A 17,181-nucleotide genomic window follows, 5' to 3' on the forward strand; every position below is an offset into this window, starting at 1 on the left:
AAATTTATTGGTGTTGAATTTCCATGAAATTTTTATGCATGATTAAAATAGCGGCCCATTATATCTTGTTGAGTTTTTGTTTTCCCAGCTTCTTCTTGAGCATTCTTCTCCCTTTGGTCATCCATGTGTGATAGACTATTCTTTATTCAATCTATTCGTATACAAATAATGGAGATTTTGTTTTTTTGGGGGGATTGAGCATGTATAAAAGTGGTCTAGTTCTAGAAGGCGGTGGCATGCGCGGAGTCTATACTGCCGGTGTTTTGGATTATTTTTTGGAAAAAGAATTATTCTTTCCGTATATTATAGGCGTGTCGGCTGGTGCGTGCCAGGGATCGTCCTACGTATCGAGGCAGCATGGACGTAATCGACAGGTTACCATCGATTATGTGAGACATCCCGAATACATTTCCTACCGTAACCTGTTCCTGAAAAAGGAATTGTTCGGAATGGATTTTATTTTTGACAGGCTTCCTAATGAGCTTGTTCCCTTTGACTTTACCACCTTTAATAGCTCAACAGACAAGTTCCTCATTGGAACAACGGATTGCATGACAGGAGAACCAGTTTACTTTGACAAGAATGACTATCAGGAGGATGTTCTCAAGCTGATCAGAGCCTCCAGCACCCTTCCTTTTATGGCTCCAGCAATTGAATTCCAAGGGAGGACGCTGATGGACGGTGGGATTGCTGACCCGATTCCTATCAGGAAAGCACTAAGTGATAAAGTTGAAAAAAATGTGATTGTCTTAACCAAACCAAAAGGATACAGGAAAAAGAAGTCCTCCTTCTCATGGGTGCCAAGATATGCTTTTAAGCACTATCCTGGTTTGGTTTCAGCTTTAACCACCCGGTATCAACTTTACAACGAGACTCTCGACTTTATCGAGGAGCTAGAAGAAAAGGAAGAGCTTCTGGTCATAAGGCCATCAATTAGCATGAATATCGGCAGGGCAGAACGCAATCCAGTCAAACTCACTCATCTGTACGAGCTCGGCTATAATGATGCTATTAATGGTTATGAACGAATCGCGGAGTGGCTGAAAAATAATGATCGATTAATTCATACCCTATAATACTAAAAGAAGCAGCAATTTATTGTGGCGAGTTCTGTTACCACTCACAAATTTAATATATGTCCGGCAAATAGACCATCGAAATGTAATTAAATTTGTTGGTCTATTTTTTTATGTAGAGGCGAGAAGATTTTGCCAAAAATCTTATTTTTTGTTATAGAATTTTCATATCATTTTGCATACTAATAGATACTTATATAAGCATGCAAATTACGGTACATTTTAACCCGCAACATTGCTAAAAATTATTAGAAGGATTTTGTTTTTGTAATATGGTCATCTTAAATTTAAGCAACCCTATAGTTTAAGTACATTTGTTCACAAACTTTAGTTTATTACGGAATGCTGCCCCTTTAGCTCAATAAGAAATTCAACAAAAAAGGTGGCTAATTCTTCCTGGATCAACGCACCCGTTAGTTCAAGTAGAAATTGCTTCTTTATTACTGAGTTTCTCTTCTATCAGCCGTGTATTCTAATACGAAATAAAGGATGTACATTGAAATAAAGTAAACCACTGCCGAATAGATTATATTCCATTCACCATAATGTAAAACTCTAATATAAATTGCATACAATTCAAGTAATACAAGAATGCATGTCCATCCCAAGATATATATAAATTTCTTAATTGCATTAGATTTTTGGGGAAAATAATTGAAAATAATTAGCAGTACAGCAATTTCACCAAGGGCTACAGATAGGTATAACCATTCTATTTGTTCTTTATCGAAATACCAGTAAAGTTTATACTTTAAATCAAGATATAAATCAGTTACAAAATTCATTAACAATCCAAACTGTATTGTAGCTAGTAACTCGTGCCTAGTTCTTTTTCTGGGCATTTTTAGGGCAATTAAAAGAACTAATATAACTGTCGCGATAAATAGCTTAACCAAGGGGAACACCTCGTTTTTAAAAAAACAACTATTTCAACCTTATTATTCTTTTTTATTCGATGAATTACTCTTCTTAAACTACCCTTCTCCGGTAGTTGAACAAAAAAAGCCTTACTTCTTTCCTGAAGTAAAGCCCCAGTTTGTTAAAGTGTTGTTACTTAACTAATCTTCGAATTTCCTAAGTATAACCACCTTCATTAGAGATAACCTATCTTAAGGAGGTGCTAGATATGGGTCGAAAATTTGAAATAAACCTTATAAAATTGCTTTACTTTTTTGGTATTAGTTCCTTTATTTACATAATTAAAAAACCACTTGCCAAGGACTGGCTCCTTGTCTTCTTTATAAAAAGTTATTATGCATCATTGGTCGATAAACTGGTTGTAAATAAAGGTTTTGTTAAATACCCCACCAGATTTCCAAAACAAGTTAAAACAAGTGTGGTGTTTGATTACATTTTATTTCCAATTACATGTGTCCTTTATAATCAACAGACCAAGGATTCTGGCATCCTTCAGTGCCTTTTAAAAGTTCTGTATTTCAGTGTGCCAATGACTATTACTGAGCTATGGCTAGAAAAAAATACACAGCTTGTTAAATATAAAAAGGGGTGGAATTGTAAAACCACTTTTTATTCACTTTCTTTTTCCTTTTTATTGGTCAGATTTTCAATGACTGTTATAAGACATCTCTTCAATAATAAATACGATCTTTCTTAGATTGAGGTTCTTAATCAACAATAAGAGTAAAAAGGAGGAAGTCTTCTTCCTTTCATATTATAAGTTCAACCAGATATTGCTGGTTGAACATTTTTTTGATACTAGAAAAAAGACCCCCGCAGCAATCATCCTCAGCCATCTCAATAAGTGAATTTCCCCATTTAAGATTATTAACCAATTTTAAAAAAACATTAAAGAATGTTTCCCTTCTATTTTGGAACAATACAATTGATTGTATTAAAGAATAAGGAGGTTAATTAGATATGGATAAGCAAATATTAGCCGATCATGAATCATTGGATTTGCATGAAGTCATAAATTTCAAAACCCTCTGCTTAGCGAAATCAAAACTAATGCAAGGTCTGGCATTTGATCAAGATTTGAGAGCATTAATGCAAAAAGATGTTGAACAATCTATGCAAGCCCTTAAAGAATTACAGGCAATTTATCAACGTGCACCTTTTGAAACTCCTGTTCCTCAAAACCGGCCAACACCAATAATAAATTGAAAAGGAGGCAAATTCATTGAATAATGACTATTTAGACCCTATAAACTCGCTACACGTACCAGAGCTAGCAGATACCACGTTTGCGATGGATTTACTCCTTCGTGCCAAAGAAGGTGTCCGCAATATTGCTGTCGCATTAACGGAGACCGCATCACCTGATCTTAGAGCCCTCTTACGAAAACAGTTAATGCAAGGGATTTCAATGCACCAAGAAATTACAGAACTAATGATTAATAAAAAATGGTTCCATCCATACGAACTAAGTGAACAGTATAAACTAGATCAACTCTCTGCTAACAATACATTGATGATTGGAAAAATGAATCTGTTTCCTGTTGAGACCAATAGAAAAGGTATGTTTGACCGGACACCTGATGATCACTAACACTGGAGGCTGTAACCAATGAAGGCAGTAACGTATCAAGGTATTAAAAATGTTGTAGTCAAAGACGTTCCAGATCCAAAAATTGAAAAACCAGATGATATGATTATTAAAGTAACAAGTACAGCTATATGTGGGTCTGATTTACATTTAATTCATGGCATGATTCCTAACCTGCAAGAAAACTATGTTATTGGCCATGAACCAATGGGAATCGTCGAAGAAGTTGGTCCAGGTGTGACTAAGGTGAAAAAGGGAGATCGAGTCATTATCCCTTTTAATATAGCATGCGGTGAATGCATTTATTGTAAAAACCATTTAGAAAGCCAATGTGATAATTCGAATGATAATGGTGATATGGGTGCCTATTTCGGATACTCAGGTACGACTGGGGGCTATCCAGGCGGGCAAGCTGAATATTTACGTGTTCCCTTTGCAAATTTCACTCACTTTAAGATTCCTGAAACCTGTGAAGAACCAGATGAAAAATTAGCCGTTATCGCTGACGCGATGACTACTGGTTTTTGGAGTGTTGACAATGCAGGCGTAAAGGCCGGAGATACAGTTATTGTATTAGGCTGTGGACCGGTTGGTCTTTTTGCTCAAAAATTCTGTTGGCTAAAAGGTGCAAAACGTGTCATTGCTGTAGACTATGTCAATTATCGCCTTCAGCACGCCAAACGTACCAACAAAGTAGAAATTGTTAACTTTGAAGACCATGAGAATGTAGGAAGTTACTTGAAGGAAATCACCAAAGGCGGGGCTGATGTAGTCATTGATGCAGTTGGAATGGACGGTAAAATGACTGATTTAGAGTTCCTTACGAGTGGAATGAAGCTTCAAGGGGGAGCATTAAGCGCGTTTATAATGGCTTCACAAGCAGTGCGTAAAGGCGGGACAATTCAAGTTACGGGCGTTTACGGCGGCAGATATAATGGTTTCCCTCTTGGAGATATCATGCAGCGAAATATCAATATCCGCTCCGGTCAAGCCCCTGTCATCCACTATATGCCCTACATGTTTGAATTGGTAACGACCGGTAAGATCGACCCAGGCGATGTAGTAAGTCATGTCCTTCCTCTTAGTGAAGCAAAACATGGCTATGAGATTTTTGACACAAAAATGGATGAATGTATAAAAGTCGTGTTGAAACCTTAAGGAAGGAGGTATGAAAAAATGAACCACGCCTTGCATGAAGTTCTTGAGGTCCAGGAGATAGCTGCCTTTAAGACCAATTGTCTGACTAAGTCCAAAACGATGAAAGCGTTAGTTACAGATCAGCGATTAAAAGATATTTTGCAGCAAGACATTGATTTATCTACGATACAATTACAAGAATATGCTTCTATCCTTTCCAACGCTAAGCAGTAAATTAGGAGGTGAATGAACATGAATCCAATCATTGAAACTTTCACTGGCATGGATGCACTATCTGATCAAGTGGTTGCAATGGATTTATTGATTGCAGCTAAGAGTGGAGTTAGAAATTATGCCATGGCTGTTACAGAATCAGGAACGCCCGAAATTAAAGAAATGCTCACTCGCCATTTAACGGAAGCTCTTGATATGCATGAACAAATTTCCTTGTATATGGTAGAAAAAGGATGGTATCATGCTTGGGATACAAACGAACAAATCAATTTAGATTTGAATAATATTGATACAGCATTGAACTTACCCACTTTATAAAATAAAATAGGAGCAGTTTAGGATTACCAGCCTAAACTGTTCCAACCTAAAATGATTTAAATATATAATCTCCCTCCTTTTGTGACCACAATTTTCTTTCCATTACAAATTCGAATTTTTTTATCAAAAGGCCAGAGCAGGAAATTCACCAATTTTTATACGAAGTAAACTATAAGGTTTTTGTCGCAGGTCGATTCCATAATGAAATCTAGGCTGCCGATGTAATTGGTTCACAATGACATATAAATATTGATCCGGACCAATCGAAAAAGTATCAGGCCATAAAATTCTCGGGTCATGTGCGATGGTTTCCATTGTGCCATTTGGCAATATCTTTCGAATACTGTTGTTTTCATAGTCTCCAGCATAAATGGTTCCTTTTGCATCAGTGATCATTCCATCAGACGCACCTTTTTCTCCCCAGTACTCCACATGATAAGATAAATCCATGTCCGGTATATTTCTGTCTCTCAGGGCTTCTGTTGGGATCGAGAACAGATGACGGCTTGTTAGTGGACAAAAAAATAATACCTTTCCATCGGGAGAAATCGCAATACCGTCAGATGCCAATCTAAATGGAGATGTTCCGCCATCTTTATCTCGATTCATCAACACTTTCCCTTCTACTTTCGGTATAAAATAGGAATCGGGTGAAGTTGAATTTGCTCCATTTAACCGTCTAAACGCGTTTCCATTTTCTAAGTCCACGACGATAATAGCTCCTGGTCCTTTGGAAGAAGAATCCGTTATATAGGCATAACCTGCTTTTCCAACACGGAAATCAAATCGGACATCATTCAGGTAAGTTGTTGGCAGGACTACATCCTCTGTAAAGGTATATACTCTTCTAATTGTATTTGTTTTTAAATCAACAGCGACTAATTTTGCCCCACCTTTAATTGGTTCTGAAAAATTTGGTGCAGCTGTATCTAATACCCAAAGCGTTCCCCTTCCATCCGCAACTACACTTTGGACACTAATGAAAGTCATTCTGATATTCTCAGGGTTATCCAAATTGGTTTGTAAGTTAGGATAAGGCTGCAATTCATCCTCAACCAATTCGGCAACCGTAAATTTAACATCGTCTCCCCATTTCGGAAAACAAATGAAAATACGACCAGTTTCCGAAACACTAACACCTGTAGGCATAGCTCCATAAAATGTATGAACTAGTTCAAACTTACCGAAATATTTTTCAATAGGCAGCATAGGTTTCATGTTATCCTCCTCAACCATTTAAAACGGGATACCACCTTTATATGATTTATATTTTTTCTAGTGCATGTTTCTTAATAAGTTTTCTATACGAAAAAACGATTAAATTGATTGTTTCGATTGTTTTCAAAAATTATTTTAAAGGTCTGCAAATGAAGGAGAATTCAATTAGCAGTTAGCGAAGTTCAATATTCCTGAATCCACGTTAGGCTTTCATAATTTTGTGAAGAAATGTACTTAAACTAACCTCCCCCGTTTGTTCAATAAAAAAGAATTCAAAAAAAAAGGTGATTAATCCTTCCAGGACCAACGCACCCGATAAATGAACAATAAGCTTATTGAGTATCTAGTTTTACTTCCTCATGAGCCAAAGCTTGGTCCCAATTAGCGTAAATTTCATATACGAAATAACCCTTTTCATCCGTTTCAGATGTAGTACCTTCAACTTTTAATTCTCTTTTCTTTTGACTGTTACTCCGAATATTACCCTTTACTCCTTGAGGAGGGTTAATAAAATCCAAGTTTGTTTTAGAGTCCAGTTCAGTATTTAATAACACTATTTTTGGTGTTATATCTAAGTCAGCTTCAACCCCAGGCGAGGTTCCATCACCATTATCATAAGTCATAACCTATCTATCCTAATATACACTACTCTAAAGCAGCGGTATTTCTAAACACGCCGTTAGATCAAAATTTAATATAAAAGCAGCCAGAATAGCAGCTTGATATTTTACGTCTTACTTATTCTAGTTGAATAGAGCCTTCATCCAATAAATTGTTTTAATAGCTGGTTAAACTTGTCACGTTCTTCCCAAAATAGACCATGACCGCTGTAATGAAACGGGACCAGTTGTGAATTTTTTATTCTTTGATTTAATTCTCGAGCTTGTGCAAATGGAATAACTTTGTCGTGAACACCATGAACGATTAAAGTAGGGACAAATATTTTTTGCAGATCTGCATAAAGAGTCTCATCTCTTAGTGTAATGATGATGGCTGCCGTTGACCAACCTGCTGCTTCTAAGCCCAATTGAAAAAACCATTCAGAAAATGGGCTTGTTATATATTGAAAGAAAAAGGTTTCTGTCACTTCTCGCATCATCTTTGGACGGTCATTTAACGCCATCGCAAGAAACTTAGTCGCAGTTTTTGCAGTAAAACCTGTAGGAGCTGCAGCATCAATTAATACAAGTTTGTTTACTCCATAACCATTATGACGCGACATATACCGAATCGCGATGGCTCCGCCTGTAGAGTGACCTACAAGTGTGAAATTGTCTAATTGAAGGATATCAACTATTGCTCGAATATCATCCGCCAATCGATCAAAATTGTATCCGCTTTTTGGCTTATCAGATTTTCCGAATCCTCTCCAGTCAATCCCTATACAGCGGTAGCCCATAGAGGGAAGAACATCGAATTGATACTCAAACTGCTTATGGCTTAACGGCCAACCATGTAAAAACACTATTGTCTTACTGCCTAAGGGATTTATATCTTCTACATACAATTTTACCCCTGATTCTACAGATACATAATATCCCACTCCGACTCCCCCTAAAAATGGCTTCCTAACAGATTATTCATTTGGGGAGTTTAGGTGAATACCTATTGATTACTTCCATGTCACGTTGGCAGAAAATTAAAAAAGCCGACTAAAGTTCGGCTTTTGAATTTTCTCCTGTTTCTCCCTTACTTATATTTACTTAATATTTCTTCTGGAATATGACAATAATCATTTGGACATTTAGCTAACCTATCTTGATGTTCCTCTGCACTTCTCACATAGTTTGTGAGAGGCAATATTTCAACAACTATAAGGTCATAATCATTTCTCTCGCTAATAAACGCCTTCGCCTCTATTAAGTGTTCAGGCTTTTCACTATAGACTCCTGTTCTGTATTTCTTACCAACATCCTGTCCTTGTTTATTCAAACTGTACGGATCAATAATTTCAAAAAAATATCCCATTAACTCCTCAATCGTTACAACCTTTGGATCAAAGCCTGTTTTTACACATTCGGCGTAGCCATCATAATCACCATCAAGTGTTTGACTTGTTCCATTAGCTCTTCCCGCTTCTGTAAACTTAACACCAGGTAATGTTTTTATAAAAGCTTGTACTCCCCATAAACATCCACCTGCAAAATATACTATTTCCATATTGACTCTCCTCTTTGTTTAACACCCAAAAATTATAGTCTAGGTAAATTAAAAAACTACAGTTACTATGATTCGGCTCATTAAAAGTACTGTTTATACATCTTCAGATTACTAGTAGTATTCAATAAAAAGAGCACTAATCCCTTCTAAGATCAATGCTCTTAACAAACCTTGTATAACTATACTGCCCCGTTAGCACAATAAGAGCCTCAACAAAAAAGTGAATTAATCCTTTTTGTTTATGCACCTGTTGGTTAACAAGCACTTTCTTGCTATTGCATGTAATCCAAACATACTGACTGTTCATTAACTTCTCATATAATGATGTTCAAACTATCCCTGCTAAATAACAAAGGCTTGAGATTCATCATACATTATTTAAAAAATGGAGTTGATCTTCGTGGCGAGATGGATTGACGTATCAACATTAAAACACCGATTAAGATTGTATGACGGAAACAGACTAATAAAATCCTATCCGATAGCTACTGGCAAAATATTAACTTCGACACCATTTGGCACTTACACCATAATAAATAAGCAGCCAAATCCTCCCAGGCATGTTTTTGGGGTTTTATGGATGGGATTATCAAGACCTCATTATGGAATACATGGTACAAACAATCCATCATCCATAGGCAAAAGCGTTTCTCACGGTTGTATCAGAATGTTTAATCATGATGTTTTAGAATTATCATCTCGAGTCCCAATTGGTACTAGGGTCATCATTCACAAATAACACTATCCGTCAGTACACTGCATGGTTTCTGTCTTACGACAACAGCCAGTTAAACCAACCTGCCCCGTTAGTTGAGGAACATAGTTTAGCAATCTTAGTAAAAGCTTAGAAAATTGTTATAACTTCAACTTCATTCCAAATGTCCTTCAAGTGTTCCCAGTTAATTTTTCCATTGTTCAAAAGTTCTTCAGGCGTTTTAAAGTACTCAAATTCTTTATTATTCTCGCCTAGCCCATAGCCCTCTTCTACATTAAGGGTTCCGTATATTTTCCCTTTATATTTAAACTCGACTTCGTGACCTATTTTGATATCTCTTACTAATTCGTCATATGAATAATGCATTAATTTAACTCCTAATCTTAAAAATCTTGTTCGGTTCTTCAACTAACCTGCCCCGTTCGTTGAAGAATTCAGGTTGGCTGGCTGGGTAAAATCAAATATCACTGTTTTCAAAATCAAGTTTGTAATCGGCGGGAATAAGATTTATGACTTTTAAAGGTGTGTTAAACAAACTGTTCTTACTATGTATGGTAGTCCAACTTCATTTATTTCGATGAAAGTCTCGACTTTTTGAAAATCTAAATCATTAAAAACTGTCGGTTTACTCCAATGCATTGTAGGGATTAAATTAGTCACGGATAATCCTTCTCCGTGAAATATATACACACTAAATCCTGCTGAAGCAACCTCCTCCGACAGATCACAAACAACTTTTAATTGTTCCATAGTTTCAATTTTAATAATATAGCCTTCTTTAAAAAATTTATGGAGTGGTATTTCTTTTTCTATAAGACTGTTTAATCCCTGTTCAAATACTATATCTTCAAAAACAAAGAAAATCGGGAAGCTGAACATATTATGAACTAAAGAAAAGATGAAACCTTCTGCATTCCTGAGCTCTATACTAATGCTAATGCTTGTAAAAATGTCTTTTGGAAAATCAAGACGATTAATGACGCTTTGATGGGAATATTGAATAAAGTATTCTTTGTCACTGTTGACCCGTCTTTAATTCATCTCCAACTAATCTGCACCGTTTGTTTTATATTGATAAAAACTTAACTAATTTTACTTTGCAGGTGTTATTGTAATTTTAGGCTCTTCACAAGAAATAACATCAATTGTGTGATTTAAACAAGGAAACTGATAATGCACATAATTCTCTTTGGGACATAAATCTTCTCTTTCTAAAGTTGATGATTTGATAAACTCCAAATAATTGGATTGAGTATAGATTCTAAAAACTTTACCCCTATAAATCTCGTTTTCATCTACATTATCAAAGCTCTCGTTGATAATTGAATATGAAATATAAGTGTCAAAATCAAACTGGACTAATGGTAAATGCTCAACGTAATCACTATCCTTATCAGTTTTACTTCTGTTAATAATCAATCTTAAGGAATTATCTTCAGGTTCCAAGAGTTCATCTAAATATATATAACCTGTCCATCCCATCAACTCTAAAAAATTCATCTTCAATCCTCCATGTTCAGTGTTTTAACCTAAATTGTCCTTTTATTAATATAAAAAAATGCTGCCCTTGTTTGTCAGCACAATTTGGAACTCTTTATACATTAGTGCAAATAACTTTACCCAAGCCGTAGGATACTATTAAACATTCTAGGTTTGTTAATTTCGAACTCCCGGATTAGATCCTTCCCGAATATTGTAATTGATTTTTCCCAAGGGTGACCTAAAAATCCCCAGTTGAATTCCTTATGTATAAAAAAGTATAATCCCCATTAGGAAATATTGGAATGAGCCAATCATTAAATTCATCTCTTGGAAACTCTAAATATGGATTGACCCAATAACAAGAATGCTGCCAATCCAAAGCATAAAAATATTGATTCTCATTCATCTGTTTTTGAAATACATGTAATGCTTTATCTTCAAGGTCTTTATATAGCTTTTCATATTCCTCTAGATCACCTGAAAAATTTAGATAAGCTGATATATCATATGTTATGAAGGGGCTAGGAACAATAAACGACGGGAATTCAGAAATACTAGGCTTAAATTTGTATGCGTTATATAGATATTCCCAAACCATTCTATCTTCAGATTGTGTGAGTTCAACCCAATTAATGATATAAAGCCCTCCTTTAATAGGATCTGATTAAGATAGTATACCAATTCCTTCTTCCACTAACCTGCATCGTTAGCACAATAAGAAAAATGTTTATTTTAACTCACCTATAAACCAAATTTCTCCTTCATAGTAATAACCCTCATCAGAAATTATTTCCTTAAACCCTTTCACATCTAAACCAGGAGGCAGATTAAGTTTCCATTCTTTAATTAGGTCTCTATACGAGTTCAAAGGCAGCCACTTCTGTTCTTGGCCATCCCTTTCAAAAAATCCATTAAACCAACTTTTATCAGGTATAACTGCAATTTGAGAATCAAATAAGTTAGGCAAACTTATTACAGTATAAATTCTATATTGCTCCTGCGATGGTGTCTTTAAATTCTTTAAATAGCTAACCTTATTTATTAAAATCTGCATTATCTCTTTTCTTAGTTTATTTGGAGCTTTATTAGAATTTATAAATCCTTGATCAAAAGGCAAATGTAAATGCCAATAGCCTAGTCCATAATCCCTGGGGTTAGACAATTGTTCTGTCATTTCATGTAAGGTTTTTATTAAATTTTCTTTCCTTCTTCCTAGACCTCTTAATTTTTTCTTAGATTTATTATCGAATTTCCACTGATTCATTAAATTCAACACCCTTGTTTATTAATGCTTTATTCCACTAAACTGCCGCGTTTGTTTAATAAGGAATTCACCATAAAAAAAGTGAATACAAATAAGTCTTCACTTAACCTTTAAATAAAAAGATGAATATAGATATTGCTAATAAAAATTGAACCGAGAGTATTATAAATTTTTTCTGGCGATTAAGTTTATCGATTCTTTTTGTCGTAACACCTGACAGCCAGGCCGCCACTAGCGGAACGCCCGTTAGCCCCAGAAACATAAAGATAACCATTGCTTTATCTTCATCTACATCTATAAACAGGTCAAGAACTAAAAATGGTGCAATAATTAGCAATGCCCAATAAATAATAAAATTTGATATGCCGCTTATAATAATTGTTGCCAATTTCAATTCCCCCACACCCTGACTATTTCATCTGTATGCTTTCTTTCTTAAATGAGACAGAAGATTTTCTTTGTTCAGGTATACTTCCCACTGGATCAAAATGGACAATCACTAATTGACTATCTACTCCAACTTCTTTAAAATCCTTACTTGGCATTTGATTTCCACCTTTGAAACGTTTATTAGATATATGGGAATTTATTCCTGTCTTATTGAGCAAACCTGCCCCGTTTGTTCATTATAAAATTCAGCAAAAAGGTGCCTCAATCCTTCCAGGATCAACGCACCTTTTACTTGAATAACTTATACCAATACAAAGTGGTTTCTATATTTGGATTATATGACTGTTTCAATGTATCAACTCCACCTAGTATGAATCCTTGTTTCACATAAAACCTGCACGCTCCAAGATTATCATCTTGAGCCTCTAGAGACATTCCGATAAGTTTTCTTTGTTTTGCCCAATCTTCCGCTTTATTTAAGAGCAACTTCCCGATTCCATATCCTCTAAATTCTTTTTTTGTAGCAATATTTTCAATATAACAGAAGCGATTCCAATCCTTAATTATTCTAATTTGACCAATGCAGTTATTATTCTTATAAGCTAAAAATAGAGCTTTATCTTCACGGTTTATATATCGGCTCCAGTCAAGTTTATCATCTGGGAAACGAATTTCTTTAGTATCATCAAATAGAATCTCTTCAAAAGACCATTTTCCTGATTGAAAACTGGGTACAACCTTACCAAACACTTTAAAATAATCACTTGTTTTATTGATGTCCTTAATTAATTCATCCATTAAAGGAGAAATTATGATTTCTTTCGCAATATTCATTTTGACACCTTCCCATTCTGAAAAAGAATTTTACTAGCACAAGCCTAAATTCCTACCCTATTCAACATTACTGCATCTTATGTTAAATACCGAATTTCAATATAAAGAGCGTAAATCCTTCTTGATTCAACGCACCCGGGTAGCAGTAATAATTAATTTCTCTTTCTTATCAATATATAGAATATAAAGCCGCTAAAAGTAAATATAACCGTCCCGACTAACACCTTTACTATTGAGACACCTATTTGAACAGTATCTTCAGATGTCTGTTTTATCTCATTGACTGTCCACCAGTTACCAATTGAAGATTCATATATTGCGAAGTATAACCATATTAAAAAACAGAAGGAAAAGAATAAAATAGTGCCGATTTTTCTATTCATAATATTCCTCTTTTACAATGAATTTCTTTATAAAATCACTAATAGTTCTTCCGCTAAACTGCATCGTATCTCAAAAAGAAATTCTTAAAAAAGCCGGCTAATCCTTCATGGATCAACGCTCCAGTATGTTTATAATAAAGTCATAAATGGAACTATCTTACTACAGTTAAAACTGTATGTTTTATATCATTTATGCCATCCAACTTTTGTAACTGAGGAACAACAAATTCGGGTACTATTTTATACTTATCAAGTTCATTGATCTCAATCCATTTGTGAACATATCCTTCTTCCTCTCCTTTAAACTCATCTTTATTGTTAACTAATTTATGTTGTTCTGGAATTTCCACAAGGTAATGCATTCCTAATTCCTGAATTTTTTTATTCTTCACCTCTAAAAAATATTCCACTACCCAGCAGAGTTTAATATGGTTTACTTTTAAGTCAAACTCTTCAATTAACTCTCTTTTTAATGTCGCATCTGTTGATTCAAAATGCTCAACTCTTCCTCCTGGTAAAAACCAATTTTCACTATTAACCGGCCTTTGAAATAAGACCTTTCCATTATGTTTGATAATGGCAGCAGATCTTAAATGAAAGCTTCTATCATTATCAATTGAGAACTTGATCATCATTATGTTTCCACCTTTTAGTTTCTAAATATAATGACCTCACATTAAAGAGATTCTCTAAATTCTCTAAATTACTATTCATTAAAAGAAAAAATTACCCCAACTTTCACTAAACTGCCCCTTTCAAATAAGGGATTCGGCATGAATAAGCATCAACCATATCTAGATCAACGCCCCCGCTACTTTTTAAGAATGCCTATGTAATATTGGTACCTGTTTCCCTCTTAAAATATTTGCCTAAGCAATAGGCAAAAAATATTATGGCTGATGGTATAACTGAATATAGATAACCAGAGTAATGATAATGAAATGTTGCAAAGAATGGGTCAATATATAATTCCCTATACCAAATAATTGAGGTATATCCAGATGTATGATATATCCCAAAGATATTGTCAATGACATTATTAGGGCTAGAAGAGGATAATAACCAAAGTGTTAAACCTACTGCTAAAAAAAATAAAATCGAACTAACAACTACTTTGAAATTAAATTTACTTAAAATGTAAAAGCTATATAAAAAATAACTTATTACATTAAACAAAAATAGAATGAAAGAAATCGTGGCAACTGGATATAGATGATCCAAAAATTTAAGGAAAATGAGGTAAGAAAATAGGGAGACTCCCCCTGTCAAAATATGAATGGGTAAAGTAACAAAGATATTCTTAAATAAACTCATATTCCTACCCTACCTTTTTTCTTTTTTTTATCACAAAAATTATCCTATTCTTAGTATCTCAGATTCTTCCAGTGATGTTAAATAGAAATCAGTACATTATCCAGCTAACCTGCCCCATATGTCCAATAACATTTTCAATTTGCGGTAATCTTACCTTGTATTCTAGTTTTTACTCATCCACCAGACATTGCAAGAAAAAAAAGGAAAAAATGCTCACAATAATACTGATAAAAAGGAACAATACATATAAAAAGGCGATGAATGAATTTTTTGGAAGTATATTTCCTTTACTATTATCTTAAAACTTTTTGTTCAGTTTCATATTCGGACCATACATTTTTCATTCAACGTCTCCTTACAATAATAACTATATAATACGGTCTCTTATTGAACAAACCTGCATTGTTTGTGCAATAAAGAATTCTACAAAAAAAGGCGGTTAATCCTTCCTGGATCACCGCACTCGTTAATTTAAGAAAAAATCATTAAAGTTGGAAATCTAATCATAAATAGATTTATCAGATTTTTTCCGCCAACTCCAAAATAATTCCCTCTGGGCCACGAACATAGCATAACTTATAACTTTCTTCATATTGCTGTATCTCACTAAAGATTTCGGTGCCCCTCTTTTTCAAATTTGCAACAATAGCTTCAATATCTTCAACAGCAAAGCAAATATGTCGGATACCCAGCGTATTTGCAAAAGGTTGCTGAATACCTTTTTCATCGGATGGCGTATAAAATTTGACTAGCTCTATCCATGCCTGACCACCTGGCATCCCCAATCCTACACATGCCGTTTTAACATCATTAAGCCCAACGATTCTGTCCAGCTGTTCTCCACCCAATTCCCATTCCGCTTGCACTTCAAGTCCTAAATCAAGAAAAAACGCTTTAGCCTCTGAAAGATTATTTACGTTTATACTCACATGATCTATTTTATTGATCCTCATATTTCATACCTCCTATGTTCCTGTTAATTTCAATACCTGTTTTCGTGTAATGTTTGTCTGAAATTCTAATTCGCTTAAAACAGGAAATATCCTTCTTCAACAAACCTGCATCTTTGGTTGAATAACAAAATCAGTCGTTAATAGTGTCGTTAAAGGATTATTTCCACTCAATTAAGAATATAAAGTAATAAAAGTCTAAAGTACTGGAGAGTGGAAACATGATTCATGATATAAAGGAATATGTAAAATATTTAGATGGGATTCATAAACGAACGATGCAATATGTGAAAGCAATACCTAATGAACTGCTAGATTGGAAGCCTTCTGAAGATAAATTTTCTACAGGTGATTTATTACGACATATCGCATCATCTCGATTGATGTTTCTAGGTATATTTGAACATGGTTCGTGGATATACACAGGACATGATACTGATAAGGGAGCTTCTCTTGATGATATTTCAAATTATTTAGAGGCATGTCAGATTAAACTTACAGAGGGTCTATTAAAAGTTGGTAATGCTGCATTGACAAAAAAGGTTTTAACCCTTCATGGTCATGAAGTTAGTGTTTGGAGAATACTTATGGCAATTCCAGAACATGAAACCCATCATCGTGGACAAATTTCTACTTATTTGCAGATAAACAATATTGAACCTCCTCAAATTTTCGGATTAAAAATTGAGCAAGTTAAAAGATTATAATTTTTAGAGCTTTGGATTTGACCTCTAATGTCCAAAGCTATATTTTCATGTCTTGTTACACTAACCTGCATCTTTAGCACAATAAGAAAGGCTGCCACAATGACAGCTTTCATTCTATTTATCGTTCTTCTTTGAAAATATTTTTAAATACTTCAATTACATCAATGATTAATGGAATAGCACAGGTTACACAAATAACCAATCCAAGATAACGAAAGACTGATTCGTTATCATCCATCCAATAAAAGACACCGGGTATGGGGGCGATTAATAATACCAATCCAATAATAAATCCATAAAAAAGTGCTCTCTGTCTATCCACTAACAATTTCCCTCTATTCATAAATTATTTTAATTCTAAGGTATTCTCCTATTTTTCGGAAAAATCCTTCTTCAACTAACCTGCCAAATTCGGTCAATAAGAAAAATTTCAACAAAAATGGCGTTAATCCTTCTTGGATCAACGCACCCTGAAGTTTAAGTACATTTCTTC

Annotated in this window: 23 protein-coding genes and 1 pseudogene; 9 read left to right on the forward strand and 15 right to left on the reverse strand. The window is 34.6% G+C overall.

All coding sequences use genetic code 11. The features are described from left to right. Positions 1–200 precede the first annotated feature (200 nt). Positions 201–1,076: a patatin-like phospholipase family protein gene (locus tag V7201_RS21365; protein ID WP_335378771.1), complete on the forward strand. Its 876-nt coding sequence runs from the start codon at positions 201–203 to the stop codon at positions 1,074–1,076. A 440-nt stretch (positions 1,077–1,516) separates the two neighbouring features. On the opposite strand, the gene V7201_RS21370 is transcribed toward V7201_RS21365, so the two are convergent. Further along, entirely contained in the window at positions 1,517–1,972 is a 456-nt protein-coding gene (locus tag V7201_RS21370) for a CBO0543 family protein (protein WP_335378772.1), read from the reverse strand. Positions 1,973–2,202: 230 nt separating this feature from the next. On the opposite strand from V7201_RS21370, the gene V7201_RS21375 reads away from it, so the two are divergent. The 6 genes from V7201_RS21375 to V7201_RS21400 all read left to right on the forward strand — a co-directional run bounded on the left by V7201_RS21375 (position 2,203) and on the right by V7201_RS21400 (position 5,271). Continuing rightward, complete coding sequence (locus V7201_RS21375; RefSeq protein WP_335378773.1) at positions 2,203–2,691, forward strand: CBO0543 family protein; 489 nt, start codon at positions 2,203–2,205, stop codon at positions 2,689–2,691. A gap of 263 nt (positions 2,692–2,954) precedes the next feature. After that, a complete protein-coding gene (locus V7201_RS21380; protein ID WP_335378774.1) occupies positions 2,955–3,200 on the forward strand; it encodes a spore gernimation protein GerQ in 246 nt (81 codons plus the stop codon). 16 nt (positions 3,201–3,216) lie between these two features. Continuing rightward, complete coding sequence (locus tag V7201_RS21385; protein ID WP_335378775.1) at positions 3,217–3,585, forward strand: spore coat protein; 369 nt, start codon at positions 3,217–3,219, stop codon at positions 3,583–3,585. An 18-nt stretch (positions 3,586–3,603) separates the two neighbouring features. Then, complete coding sequence (locus V7201_RS21390) at positions 3,604–4,740, forward strand: zinc-dependent alcohol dehydrogenase (protein WP_335378776.1); 1,137 nt, start codon at positions 3,604–3,606, stop codon at positions 4,738–4,740. 18 nt (positions 4,741–4,758) lie between these two features. After that, a complete protein-coding gene (locus tag V7201_RS21395) occupies positions 4,759–4,953 on the forward strand; it encodes a hypothetical protein (RefSeq protein WP_335378777.1) in 195 nt (64 codons plus the stop codon). 18 nt (positions 4,954–4,971) lie between these two features. After that, positions 4,972–5,271 carry a spore coat protein gene (locus tag V7201_RS21400; protein ID WP_335378778.1) on the forward strand — a complete coding sequence of 100 codons (300 nt, stop codon included), beginning with the start codon at positions 4,972–4,974 and terminating at the stop codon, positions 5,269–5,271. A gap of 123 nt (positions 5,272–5,394) precedes the next feature. Here V7201_RS21400 and V7201_RS21405 read toward each other — a convergent pair whose 3' ends face one another. From V7201_RS21405 to V7201_RS21420, 4 genes are all read right to left on the reverse strand, one after another. Next, positions 5,395–6,489 carry an L-dopachrome tautomerase-related protein gene (locus V7201_RS21405; RefSeq protein WP_335378779.1) on the reverse strand — a complete coding sequence of 365 codons (1,095 nt, stop codon included), beginning with the start codon at positions 6,487–6,489 and terminating at the stop codon, positions 5,395–5,397. Between the two features lie 332 nt (positions 6,490–6,821). Further along, a complete protein-coding gene (locus V7201_RS21410; RefSeq protein ID WP_335378780.1) occupies positions 6,822–7,112 on the reverse strand; it encodes a hypothetical protein in 291 nt (96 codons plus the stop codon). A gap of 137 nt (positions 7,113–7,249) precedes the next feature. Next, the gene (locus V7201_RS21415; RefSeq protein WP_335378781.1) at positions 7,250–8,032 is read right to left on the reverse strand and encodes an alpha/beta fold hydrolase; all 783 of its coding nucleotides are present in this window, start codon (positions 8,030–8,032) and stop codon (positions 7,250–7,252) included. 146 nt (positions 8,033–8,178) lie between these two features. Then, positions 8,179–8,649 carry a peptide-methionine (S)-S-oxide reductase gene (locus V7201_RS21420; RefSeq protein WP_335378782.1) on the reverse strand — a complete coding sequence of 157 codons (471 nt, stop codon included), beginning with the start codon at positions 8,647–8,649 and terminating at the stop codon, positions 8,179–8,181. Positions 8,650–9,049: 400 nt separating this feature from the next. Between V7201_RS21420 and V7201_RS21425 the strand changes: the two genes are divergently transcribed. Next, positions 9,050–9,388: a L,D-transpeptidase gene (locus V7201_RS21425; RefSeq protein ID WP_335378783.1), complete on the forward strand. Its 339-nt coding sequence runs from the start codon at positions 9,050–9,052 to the stop codon at positions 9,386–9,388. A 105-nt stretch (positions 9,389–9,493) separates the two neighbouring features. Here V7201_RS21425 and V7201_RS21430 read toward each other — a convergent pair whose 3' ends face one another. The 9 genes and pseudogenes from V7201_RS21430 to V7201_RS21470 form a co-directional block, all read right to left on the reverse strand. After that, complete coding sequence (locus tag V7201_RS21430) at positions 9,494–9,730, reverse strand: hypothetical protein (protein WP_335378784.1); 237 nt, start codon at positions 9,728–9,730, stop codon at positions 9,494–9,496. 726 nt (positions 9,731–10,456) lie between these two features. Continuing rightward, the gene (locus V7201_RS21435; protein WP_335378785.1) at positions 10,457–10,864 is read right to left on the reverse strand and encodes a hypothetical protein; all 408 of its coding nucleotides are present in this window, start codon (positions 10,862–10,864) and stop codon (positions 10,457–10,459) included. Positions 10,865–10,980: 116 nt separating this feature from the next. Continuing rightward, positions 10,981–11,483: pseudogene (locus V7201_RS21440) on the reverse strand (DUF2716 domain-containing protein). Positions 11,484–11,573: 90 nt separating this feature from the next. Continuing rightward, entirely contained in the window at positions 11,574–12,110 is a 537-nt protein-coding gene (locus tag V7201_RS21445) for a DUF3916 domain-containing protein (protein WP_335378786.1), read from the reverse strand. A 103-nt stretch (positions 12,111–12,213) separates the two neighbouring features. Continuing rightward, positions 12,214–12,498, reverse strand: coding sequence for a hypothetical protein (locus V7201_RS21450; RefSeq protein WP_335378787.1), 285 nt, complete (start codon positions 12,496–12,498; stop codon positions 12,214–12,216). Between the two features lie 22 nt (positions 12,499–12,520). Continuing rightward, positions 12,521–12,655, reverse strand: a complete 135-nt coding sequence (locus tag V7201_RS21455; RefSeq protein WP_335378788.1) for a hypothetical protein — start codon at positions 12,653–12,655, stop codon at positions 12,521–12,523. A 133-nt stretch (positions 12,656–12,788) separates the two neighbouring features. Beyond that, the gene (locus tag V7201_RS21460; RefSeq protein WP_335378789.1) at positions 12,789–13,334 is read right to left on the reverse strand and encodes a GNAT family N-acetyltransferase; all 546 of its coding nucleotides are present in this window, start codon (positions 13,332–13,334) and stop codon (positions 12,789–12,791) included. Between the two features lie 535 nt (positions 13,335–13,869). After that, on the reverse strand, positions 13,870–14,352 hold the full coding sequence (locus V7201_RS21465) for an NUDIX hydrolase (RefSeq protein ID WP_335378790.1): 483 nt from the start codon (positions 14,350–14,352) through the stop codon (positions 13,870–13,872). Between the two features lie 1,197 nt (positions 14,353–15,549). After that, positions 15,550–15,984, reverse strand: coding sequence for a VOC family protein (locus V7201_RS21470; protein ID WP_335378791.1), 435 nt, complete (start codon positions 15,982–15,984; stop codon positions 15,550–15,552). A gap of 218 nt (positions 15,985–16,202) precedes the next feature. On the opposite strand from V7201_RS21470, the gene V7201_RS21475 reads away from it, so the two are divergent. Next, positions 16,203–16,688, forward strand: coding sequence for a DinB family protein (locus tag V7201_RS21475; protein ID WP_335378792.1), 486 nt, complete (start codon positions 16,203–16,205; stop codon positions 16,686–16,688). Positions 16,689–16,806: 118 nt separating this feature from the next. On the opposite strand, the gene V7201_RS21480 is transcribed toward V7201_RS21475, so the two are convergent. Then, positions 16,807–17,010, reverse strand: a complete 204-nt coding sequence (locus V7201_RS21480; RefSeq protein ID WP_335378793.1) for a hypothetical protein — start codon at positions 17,008–17,010, stop codon at positions 16,807–16,809. Positions 17,011–17,181: the final 171 nt, after the last annotated feature.

It is taken from the genome of Bacillus sp. JJ1122 (assembly GCF_036964885.1).
GTDB lineage: Bacteria > Bacillota > Bacilli > Bacillales > Cytobacillaceae > Mesobacillus.

Bases quoted from the DNA above. Each gene is read 5' to 3' on its own strand.
- V7201_RS21395 (WP_335378777.1), top strand. From the start codon at position 4,759: ATGAACCACGCCTTGCATGAAGTTCTTGAGGTCCAGGAGATAGCTGCC.
- V7201_RS21390 (WP_335378776.1), top strand. From the start codon at position 3,604: ATGAAGGCAGTAACGTATCAAGGTATTAAAAATGTTGTAGTCAAAGAC.
- V7201_RS21455 (WP_335378788.1), bottom strand. From the start codon at position 12,655: ATGCCAAGTAAGGATTTTAAAGAAGTTGGAGTAGATAGTCAATTAGTG.
- V7201_RS21445 (WP_335378786.1), bottom strand. From the start codon at position 12,110: ATGAATCAGTGGAAATTCGATAATAAATCTAAGAAAAAATTAAGAGGT.
- V7201_RS21400 (WP_335378778.1), top strand. From the start codon at position 4,972: ATGAATCCAATCATTGAAACTTTCACTGGCATGGATGCACTATCTGAT.
- V7201_RS21430 (WP_335378784.1), bottom strand. From the start codon at position 9,730: ATGCATTATTCATATGACGAATTAGTAAGAGATATCAAAATAGGTCAC.
- V7201_RS21375 (WP_335378773.1), top strand. From the start codon at position 2,203: ATGGGTCGAAAATTTGAAATAAACCTTATAAAATTGCTTTACTTTTTT.
- V7201_RS21405 (WP_335378779.1), bottom strand. From the start codon at position 6,489: ATGAAACCTATGCTGCCTATTGAAAAATATTTCGGTAAGTTTGAACTA.
- V7201_RS21365 (WP_335378771.1), top strand. From the start codon at position 201: ATGTATAAAAGTGGTCTAGTTCTAGAAGGCGGTGGCATGCGCGGAGTC.
- V7201_RS21460 (WP_335378789.1), bottom strand. From the start codon at position 13,334: ATGAATATTGCGAAAGAAATCATAATTTCTCCTTTAATGGATGAATTA.
- V7201_RS21420 (WP_335378782.1), bottom strand. From the start codon at position 8,649: ATGGAAATAGTATATTTTGCAGGTGGATGTTTATGGGGAGTACAAGCT.
- V7201_RS21475 (WP_335378792.1), top strand. From the start codon at position 16,203: ATGATTCATGATATAAAGGAATATGTAAAATATTTAGATGGGATTCAT.
- V7201_RS21410 (WP_335378780.1), bottom strand. From the start codon at position 7,112: ATGACTTATGATAATGGTGATGGAACCTCGCCTGGGGTTGAAGCTGAC.
- V7201_RS21470 (WP_335378791.1), bottom strand. From the start codon at position 15,984: ATGAGGATCAATAAAATAGATCATGTGAGTATAAACGTAAATAATCTT.
- V7201_RS21435 (WP_335378785.1), bottom strand. From the start codon at position 10,864: ATGAATTTTTTAGAGTTGATGGGATGGACAGGTTATATATATTTAGAT.
- V7201_RS21465 (WP_335378790.1), bottom strand. From the start codon at position 14,352: ATGATGATCAAGTTCTCAATTGATAATGATAGAAGCTTTCATTTAAGA.
- V7201_RS21380 (WP_335378774.1), top strand. From the start codon at position 2,955: ATGGATAAGCAAATATTAGCCGATCATGAATCATTGGATTTGCATGAA.